The organism is Streptomyces beijiangensis, from assembly GCF_017315755.1.
Taxonomy (GTDB): Bacteria; Actinomycetota; Actinomycetes; order Streptomycetales; family Streptomycetaceae; genus Streptomyces; species Streptomyces beijiangensis.
Window position 1 is genome coordinate 1 of record NZ_JAFLRJ010001026.1, and the last position, 238, is coordinate 238.

Genomic DNA, 238 nt, shown 5'->3' on the forward strand with positions numbered 1-238 from the left:
CCTGCCCGAGGGAGTTCATCCTGCGTCCCGCCTCCCGGATGAAGAGCGGGACCGCCGCCGTCATGTTCGTCTCGATGAAGCCCGGCGCCACCGCGTTGATCGTGATCCCCTGCTCCGTCAGCCGCGGAGCCATCGCCCGGACGAGCCCGATGATCCCCGCCTTGCTCGCCGCGTAGTTGGTCTGGCCCACGTTGCCCGCGATACCGGCGATCGAGGCGGTGGCGACGATGCGGGCGCC

1 protein-coding gene is annotated in these 238 nt (G+C 70.6%); it reads right to left on the bottom strand.

The features are described 5' to 3' along the window. Window positions 1-238: SDR family NAD(P)-dependent oxidoreductase (locus J0695_RS40395; protein ID WP_206969777.1), on the bottom strand; the 238-nt coding region annotated here is incomplete at both ends.